This window comes from Paraburkholderia sp., assembly GCF_034668105.1.
Classification (GTDB): Bacteria; Pseudomonadota; Gammaproteobacteria; order Burkholderiales; family Burkholderiaceae; genus Paraburkholderia.
In genome coordinates, this window is sequence record NZ_JAXDPY010000632.1 from 1 (window position 1) to 7,630 (window position 7,630).

The window sequence follows — 7,630 nt, forward strand, 5'->3', positions numbered from 1 at the left end:
TCACGAACGAGTACAGCAAGCTGTGCGTGATCGTCACGCCTTTGGAGACCAGCAGCGTCGGCACCCATGACGCGAAACCGTAAAAGCCGATTGCCTGGAACAGGTTGAACACGAGCATCGTGATCGCGCGTTTGCGATATGGCGGCTGCCAGATTTCGCGGAAGGCGGCCTTGGTGGTGGCCGGCTCGACAGTCGGTACGGCTGCCGGTAGCGGCTTGCCGTATTGGCTGGCGATTTTCGCTTCGAGTGCTTGCAGGACTGTTTCCGCTTCGGCGGCGCGGCCTTGCTGCGCGAGCCAACGCGGACTTTCCGGCACGCGTCGGCGGATGGCCCACACCACGACCGCGCCGAGCGCGCCGATGATCACGACCCAGCGCCAGCCGTCCATGCCGAACGGCGCTTGCGGTACCAGCCACCACGCCAGAAAGGCAACCGACGGCACGGCGGTGTATTGCACGAGGTGAACGAAAGCGAACGCACGGCCGCGCAGATGTTTCGGCACGAGTTCGCTGACGTAAGTGTCGATCGTCACCAGTTCGACGCCCACGCCGATGCCCGCGATCAGGCGCCACAGGTTGATGGCCGGCGCGGTGGTTTGCAACGCCATGATCAGCGTGGCCGCGGAGTACCACAGCAGCGAAACGGTAAACACGGTCTTGCGGCCATAGCGATCCGCCATGCCCGCGAAAAAGAACGTACCGATGAAGAGCCCGGCAAACGACGCCGCCACGAAGGCGCCGAGTCCGGACACGCCGAAGAACGACGCAGTCGTCGTCGCATAGAGTCCGCTTTTGACGAGGCCGGGGCCGACATACGCCGTAAAAAAGAGATCGTAGAACTCGAACCAGCCGCCGATCGACAGCAGGAACACCAGCATCCATACCGTGCGCGTCGCGGGCAGGCGGTCGATGCGGGCGTTGATGCCGGTCGTGAGTCCCTGCGCACCGGCGCTTGAATCGGGCGACGCGCCGGGCGCGGCGATCGGCAGGCTTGCCATGGAATGCTCCTTCAAGGGTCTCTCGCATCCATCGTTCTGTGCAACAGAACGATGTTCTATTAAATGAATGCGCCGAGATTAGTCGGTGTGGCCCTTGCCAGGAATTCGGGGTTTTACCTAGTCGGTCAAACCACCATCCGCTCCAGCATCGCGAGAAGGGTGTCGAAGGAAAGCGGCTTGCGTGCGTACTCGATGGTCGGATTCGGTTGCACGGGGATATCCGCGGCCGCGCTGCACAGAATGATGGGAATGGTGCGCAGATCGGGGTCGGCGTTCAATATGGCGCACAGTTGGAGCCCCGACATGATCGGCATCATGCAGTCCGACACGATCATGTCGGGCCGGGTCTGGCGGATCAGTTCCAGTGCGGCGGCTCCATTGGACGCTGTCAGCACGGTATAGCCGTGCCGCTCCAGCAACAGTCGCCAGACCGTAAGGATGTCGAACTCGTCGTCCACGACCAGGATGGTTTTCATGAGCGGCTACGTATCTCGTCGCGGTGTCAGCGCGGCCGGGAGGCCTTGCGCGGGAAACACGCCGGCGCTGCCGAGCGGATCGCCGATGACGTCGAGCCCCTGCGACGAGATCACGAGTTCGCGCAGCGACGTGTCGTGCGCGCTCTCGCGCTGCTTGACCACGGAGATCATGCGCCGCAAACCCGTTTCCGTTTCGGCATAGCGCAACAACACGAGGTTCTCGGTCAGCGCGGAGACCCGCACGCCCTTCGCGTGACCGGGGCCGGCGTAAAGCGGCAGTTCTTCCGTCAGGATCGTGGTGACGCAGGCTTCGCGCAGGTGATGAAGCAGCGCGTTCAGTAACAGGCCGAAGCGTTCGGTTCGCAACGCCGAGTCGCGAAAGCCTTCCACGCCGTCGATCACGATCCGCTTCGCGCCGGTCCGCTTGACCGCGGCCAGCGCGTTCGCCACGAGTTCGTCGACTGCGAGTTCGATGGTCGGCTGCCATTGAATCATCAGGCGGCCGTCGTGGTACGCGTCGGCGAGATCGATCGAGACGGCCTTGGCTTTGCCGAGCAGACGCTGCGGGCCTTCATAAAACCCCAGATACAGGCCGTGTTCGCCGCGCGCCACACCCGCTGCGAGAAACTGCAGGCAGAGCATGGTTTTGCCGACGCCTGACGGACCAATCAGCGTGGTCGTGGAGCCTTGCGTGAAACCGCCGCCCAGCAGGTTGTCGAGATGCGGGAGGCCGAAGCCCAGCCGCGTTTTCAGATCGACCGGACCCGATTGCTCCGCGCCCTTCGATTCCAGACGCGGGAACATCAATAGCCCGCTTTCCGCGATGCGAAAGAAATGCTTGCCCATCAGATGGTTGCGCGCCCGCATCTTGTGCACTTCGATTTCGCGTGCGCGGCGCATGCCGTCGTTATAGCGGTTCAGTTCGATCAGGCCGTCGACCAGCGTGTGCTCGGGATGCGGTTCGTTGCCGGACAGCGGCGCGAGCAACAGCGTGGTGCAATTCATGGCCGCGACCAGCGCATTCAGTTCGTGGATGAACTTCGACAGCGACAATTCGGTTTCGCTGAATTCGCGCGCGCTGCGAAAGCCGTCGATGATCATGAGGCTCGGCCGGTAGTCGTAAATGCTCGACGCAATCAGTTTGAGGAAGCCGTCGAGACCGCCCTGCATCAGTTCGTGATAGCCGGAGATGAACAGCATTTGCTGGGCGACCGCGGCTTCGTCGAAGAAACTCAGGCCTCTCAGATGCGCCAGCAATTTGTCGTGCGACTCGGCGATCAAGGTTACGTACAGCACCTTTTCGCCCTGGCTCACCCGATGAAAACCGATCTGGCTGGACAGAATCGTTTTGCCCGCCCCGGCCATGCCTTCCAGCAGATAGACGCCGGCGCTGACCAGGCCGCCGCCCAGAATTTCGTCGAGACCGGGGACACCTGTTTCCACGTTGGACCGGGAGGATGTCTGAGAGTCGCGGATAGTCATTGTCGGATGTCGTTCGAAGTGCGGAGGTGCGAAAAGCGTCAACGAGATTGCGCATCGCTCAAACTAACCGTGTCAGCAATCCATGTTCCCGCGCGTGGGCGGCATGGTGCGTGTGGGCAGGGGGGGCAGCGGACCCTGCGCGGGCTGCGTCCACGTGGCCGACGCGGTATCGGCGGGCATCGCAATGCGTGCGCGAAGGGGCGGCTTACGGGCAGGTATCGGCGCCGCGCGGAAGCGGTTTTTTCAAAACGATGCAAAACGGCAGCGATGGCGACGGTGACGGCGATGGCGATGGCGATCGCCGCGGCGCCACGACAGGACCGCTGCCCGCACGGCAAAGGCGCTTCGCCGTATACAATTCGGCTGCGCCTGATTTCCGCCCAATCCTGACCTGATCCCATCCATGCCGAATCCGACCCGGGCCTTTCTGCTCGGCCCGCTCCTGAAAGGCGTTTCACGCTCCTTCTATCTCACCCTGCGCGTACTGCCCGTCGGGATGCGCGATCCGATCGGCCTCGCGTATCTGCTGGCGCGCGCGGCCGACACGATCGCGGACACCTCGCTGATCTCGCCCGAGCAGCGCCTTGCGTTGCTGTTGTCGCTGCGCGACCAGGTCAACGGCACGTCGGACGACGGCGCGCTGTTCCAGCGCATGGCTGCTGAAGTGGCGGGCCAGCAGGTCCAGTCGGACGAAAAGGTCTTGCTGGAATCGCTCGGCCCCGCGTTAGCGGTGCTGGCGCAACTGAGCGAGCCGGATCGCAAGGCGGTACGCGAGATCGTGTCGACGCTGACCGAGGGCATGGAATTCGACCTTCGCACGTTCCCCGACGAACGTTCCGGCCAGATTGCCGCGCTGCGCGAATACGACGAACTCGACCGCTATACGTATCTTGTCGCGGGTTGCGTCGGCGAATTCTGGACCACCATGACCTACACGCACCTGCCCGGCACGCTGAAAGAGCGGCCCGACACAATGGAACGCCGCGGCGTGCGTTTCGGCAAAGCGCTGCAGATGACCAACGTGCTGCGCGATTGCGGCAAGGATTTGCGGATCGGCCGCTGCTATCTCCCGCAGACAATGCTCGACCCCTACGGCCTCGGCGCGCACGATCTGCTGGAGCCGGCGAATTCTCTTCGCGCCCGGCCTCTGATGATCGAACTCGTGCGCAAGACGCTGGATCATTTCCGCGAGGCGCTGGACTACACGCTGGCGATTCCCGCGTTGTCGGTGCGCTTGCGCCTTGCCTGTTTGTGGCCGATTCTGATTGGCCTCGAGACGCTGCTGTTGCTGGTGGATAACGACGCCTGGCTCGACCCGGGCAAGGTCTCCAAAGTGCGGCGCAATCAGGTGTATCGGATCATCGCGTCGTCGCTGCTGCTGGTGCCCTCGAATGGCCTGCTACGCAAATCGGTTGAAATGCGGATCGAGCAGATCGAGGCTCGGCTCTGAGCGTCTGGTTCGCGATACGAAGCAGTTCGCCACGTTGCGCGCGAACCTGATCGGCCAGCGGTACCCAATGGAGAGCGCGTTTGCGTGCGACGCATGCGCCTCCCCCGTGCCGTGCGCATGCAGTGTGGGCAAGCGTACTGAATAAAACCCCCACGGGCCGTAGTTTGGCGGACAAAACCTCCTTGTCCGATTCCAGGCTTTCATGGCACCCCCCGGCAAACAACATTGCGACACGTTGGATCTGATCCGCGCGCTGGCGGCGGGCGCGGTGTGCGTCAGTCACTTGCGCAATCTGATGTTCGTCGACTACCGCGCGAGCGCCGGTATCGGACTCGCGGGCAAGGCGTTCTATTTCGTCAGCAACTACGGCCACACCGCGGTGATCGTTTTCTTCCTGCTGAGCGGCTATTTCGTCGGCGGCTCGGTGCTGCGGCAGGTCGAAGCGGGAACCTGGAACTGGCAGCGCTATCTGACCGAGCGCATGTCGCGGCTATGGATCGTGCTGATTCCGGCCTTGTTGCTCACGCTGTTCTGGGACCGCATGGGCATCGCGCTCGCAGGCGGGCCTTTTTATCTCGGCACCGAGGGCACCTTCGACCAGCAGATCAACGTCGCCTCGCATCTCGGCCAATCGACACTGCTGTGCAATCTCGTGTTCCTGCAGACGCTCACGTGCGGCACGTACGGCTCGAACGGTCCGCTATGGAGCCTTGCCAACGAGTTCTGGTACTACATGTGGTTTCCCGCCTGCTATGTACTGTTGCGCCAGCGCCGTGGCTTCAGTGCGCTCGTTGCAGGGGCGCTCGCGCTGGGCACGATGGTCGCGTTTCCATCGCTCCTGAGCGGCTTCGGATTGTGGATGCTTGGCGTCGTACTCGTGTTGCTTGAAAAGCGCTTCCCGGCGCGCGGCACGCGCACGGGCTTGCCGTGGTTCACGCTTGCCAGCGGGGCCGTTTTTCTTGCGGCGTTGGTACTATCGCGCGTACTCCTGTTGAGTAACGACTGGATCGTCGGCGTGCCATGTTTCATATTCCTGCGTTGCATACTCTGGGAAAACGTTCGGCTGCGTCCTGTGTCCCTATCGCGAGTCGCGGTTATCTTTTCCGGCTTCTCCTATTCGCTGTATCTGACGCACTTCTCATTGATTCTGTTTGTCGCGGCGGTCGTATTCGGGCAGCGCATCCAGTTCGACGGCCGCGGCGCGCTGGTGTTCGTGACCATGCTGCTTGTCTGCTATGCGTACGCGTACGCCGTGTACCTGCTGTTCGAACAGAATACGAAACGTGTGCAACGCGGTATTCGGCAGTTCCGGTTTCTGCGGGCCAAGCCTGATCCAGTCACGCCGCATAGCTGATCTGTGTAGCATTGCCACGCGATTTAATCCGCATCATGGAATGGCCATCAATCGGGAAACCCCTAACATCCTGCATCGATGGTTCGCGTTAGTCTCTGCAAAAGAGGAGACAATCCATGAGACAAGCGTTCAATATTGCAGTGGTGTTGTTGCTTGGCTATCTGATGGCGGACAGGGCGCTGATGCGCGCCCAGGCCGGAGAAATGGGAACAATAACGTGCCACCAGGGCGCGGAGCTGGTTAAGTCGAATGCGTTGAAAAAAGGTTTTGATGACGTCGGCGCCAGCAGTCAGGGTGAAAATTTCCTGTCGAGCTGTCTCGTCACGGGGCGTGGCCAGGTCGGTGACCTGATCGCCCGGGAATGATGCAAACGGCCGGGGATTGCCGAGGCTCCGTCCGGATGGAGCGCGCTATATAGAGAAAAAGTGCCCAGCCCGTGAGGGTTTTGGCGCAGTCATCGGGAGCCCGATGACGGAGGTATCGAATACAGAACTGGCCCGCGATCGAGGACACACGATCGCGGGCCAGTTCGTTTGAATAAGGGCGTGCGGCTATTTGCGCGCTTGATTGCGTTCGGTCTTTATCGTGCTACGAGCAATCTTGTTCGCAGTCAGTGATTACATTGTAGTTTTACGATCTGGCGGGAGTAATCACCAATTCACGCAAGGTTTGTTGCCAAATTTGATACAAACGGCGAGGTTTGAGAGACGGAGAGTCTTTTGCCGACGCGCAATTCAAGTATCGACCAGGCATTCTGAATCGGAAAGCGCGGAATGAAAAAAGGGCGCCGTCGGCGCCCTTTGTCTCTACACGATCTGACAGTCGACTCAAACCGCCGCCGGCCGCCACTTCAACAATCGCTGTTCGACCGCGGTCAACAGATAGTCGGCCGCCAGCGCGACCACCGCCAGCACGATCATCGCCGCGAACACACCGCTTGCATTGAACGCGCCTTGCGCGGTGGAGATCAGCAGACCGATGCCTTGCTTCGAGCCGAGAAACTCGCCCACCACCGCACCGACCAGCGCGAAGCCGAAGCTCACGTGCAAGCTGGCGAGAATCCAGCTCAACGCCGACGGAATCACCACCGAGGTCGTCACCTGCCGGCGCGACGCACCGAGAATCTGCGCATTCGCGATCATGTAGCGATCCGCTTCGCGCACGCCCTGGAACGCATTGGCGAACACCACGAAGAACACCATCACCACGGCGAGCGCGATCTTGGAGGCCGCGCCGAGCCCCAGCGCGACAATGAAGATCGAGCCCAGCACCACGCGCGGAATCGAATTCGCCACCTTGATGTAGATCGAGAACACGTCGGACAACAGCTGATTGCGGCCGAGCGCGATGCCGCACAGGATGCCCATCACCGCGCCGATCAGGAAGCCGGCACCGGCCTCGTAGATCGTCACCCAGATCTGCTTCCACAACGGGCCGATCGAGGTGCCGTTCTGGAACCAGTCGATCAGCTTGACGACGATGCCGCTCGGCTGGCCGAAGAAGAACGGGTCGATCAGTCCAGCGCGCACGCCGAGCTCCCAGCCGCCGATCAGGAACACCAGCACCGCGAGCCGCAACGCCAGCACCAGCCGCGCGCGGCGGCGCAACCGCTCGACCATGGTTTCGAGGCGACCATCGGTAGCCGGAGGGACGCTGGGAATGCTGGTGTCGGTCATGTCAGTGCCCTGCCCGTGCGCGCAACACTTCCTCGCGCAGATCGTCGGAAATTTTTCGCGCGATGGCGATGAAACGCTCGTCATAGCGCAGCGTGGCGACGTCGCGCGGCCGCGGCAGGTCGATGGTGTGCACCGATTTGACCCGGGCCGGCCGCGTCGTCAGCACCGCGACGCGATCGGCGAGCAGGATCGCCT

7 protein-coding genes and 1 pseudogene are annotated in these 7,630 nt (G+C 62.0%); 3 read left to right on the plus strand and 5 right to left on the minus strand.

Annotated elements, in window-relative coordinates; genetic code table 11:
• From QOC89_RS27815 to QOC89_RS27825, 3 genes are all read right to left on the minus strand, one after another.
• Positions 1 to 997 (minus strand): MFS transporter (locus tag QOC89_RS27815; protein WP_323047970.1); only part of this gene is annotated, 997 nt, incomplete at its 3' end.
• A gap of 125 nt (positions 998 to 1,122) precedes the next feature.
• Complete coding sequence (locus QOC89_RS27820) at positions 1,123 to 1,473, minus strand: response regulator (RefSeq protein WP_323047971.1); 351 nt, start codon at positions 1,471 to 1,473, stop codon at positions 1,123 to 1,125.
• 6 nt (positions 1,474 to 1,479) lie between these two features.
• Positions 1,480 to 2,955 carry an ATPase domain-containing protein gene (locus QOC89_RS27825; protein ID WP_323047972.1) on the minus strand — a complete coding sequence of 492 codons (1,476 nt, stop codon included), beginning with the start codon at positions 2,953 to 2,955 and terminating at the stop codon, positions 1,480 to 1,482.
• Between the two features lie 403 nt (positions 2,956 to 3,358).
• Between QOC89_RS27825 and QOC89_RS27830 the strand changes: the two genes are divergently transcribed.
• From QOC89_RS27830 to QOC89_RS27840, 3 genes are all read left to right on the plus strand, one after another.
• The gene (locus QOC89_RS27830) at positions 3,359 to 4,405 is read left to right on the plus strand and encodes a phytoene/squalene synthase family protein (RefSeq protein WP_323047973.1); all 1,047 of its coding nucleotides are present in this window, start codon (positions 3,359 to 3,361) and stop codon (positions 4,403 to 4,405) included.
• 202 nt (positions 4,406 to 4,607) lie between these two features.
• Positions 4,608 to 5,759 carry an acyltransferase gene (locus tag QOC89_RS27835; RefSeq protein ID WP_323047974.1) on the plus strand — a complete coding sequence of 384 codons (1,152 nt, stop codon included), beginning with the start codon at positions 4,608 to 4,610 and terminating at the stop codon, positions 5,757 to 5,759.
• Between the two features lie 116 nt (positions 5,760 to 5,875).
• The gene (locus QOC89_RS27840) at positions 5,876 to 6,124 is read left to right on the plus strand and encodes a hypothetical protein (protein WP_323047975.1); all 249 of its coding nucleotides are present in this window, start codon (positions 5,876 to 5,878) and stop codon (positions 6,122 to 6,124) included.
• A 462-nt stretch (positions 6,125 to 6,586) separates the two neighbouring features.
• Here QOC89_RS27840 and QOC89_RS27845 read toward each other — a convergent pair whose 3' ends face one another.
• Positions 6,587 to 7,435: an ABC transporter permease gene (locus tag QOC89_RS27845; protein WP_323047976.1), complete on the minus strand. Its 849-nt coding sequence runs from the start codon at positions 7,433 to 7,435 to the stop codon at positions 6,587 to 6,589.
• Position 7,436: 1 nt separating this feature from the next.
• Positions 7,437 to 7,630 (minus strand): annotated as a pseudogene (locus tag QOC89_RS27850) (ABC transporter ATP-binding protein); the annotation flags it as partial.

Bases quoted from the DNA above. Each gene is read 5' to 3' on its own strand.
- QOC89_RS27835 (WP_323047974.1), top strand. From the start codon at position 4,608: ATGGCACCCCCCGGCAAACAACATTGCGACACGTTGGATCTGATCCGC.
- QOC89_RS27830 (WP_323047973.1), top strand. From the start codon at position 3,359: ATGCCGAATCCGACCCGGGCCTTTCTGCTCGGCCCGCTCCTGAAAGGC.
- QOC89_RS27845 (WP_323047976.1), bottom strand. From the start codon at position 7,435: ATGACCGACACCAGCATTCCCAGCGTCCCTCCGGCTACCGATGGTCGC.
- QOC89_RS27840 (WP_323047975.1), top strand. From the start codon at position 5,876: ATGAGACAAGCGTTCAATATTGCAGTGGTGTTGTTGCTTGGCTATCTG.
- QOC89_RS27820 (WP_323047971.1), bottom strand. From the start codon at position 1,473: ATGAAAACCATCCTGGTCGTGGACGACGAGTTCGACATCCTTACGGTC.
- QOC89_RS27825 (WP_323047972.1), bottom strand. From the start codon at position 2,955: ATGACTATCCGCGACTCTCAGACATCCTCCCGGTCCAACGTGGAAACA.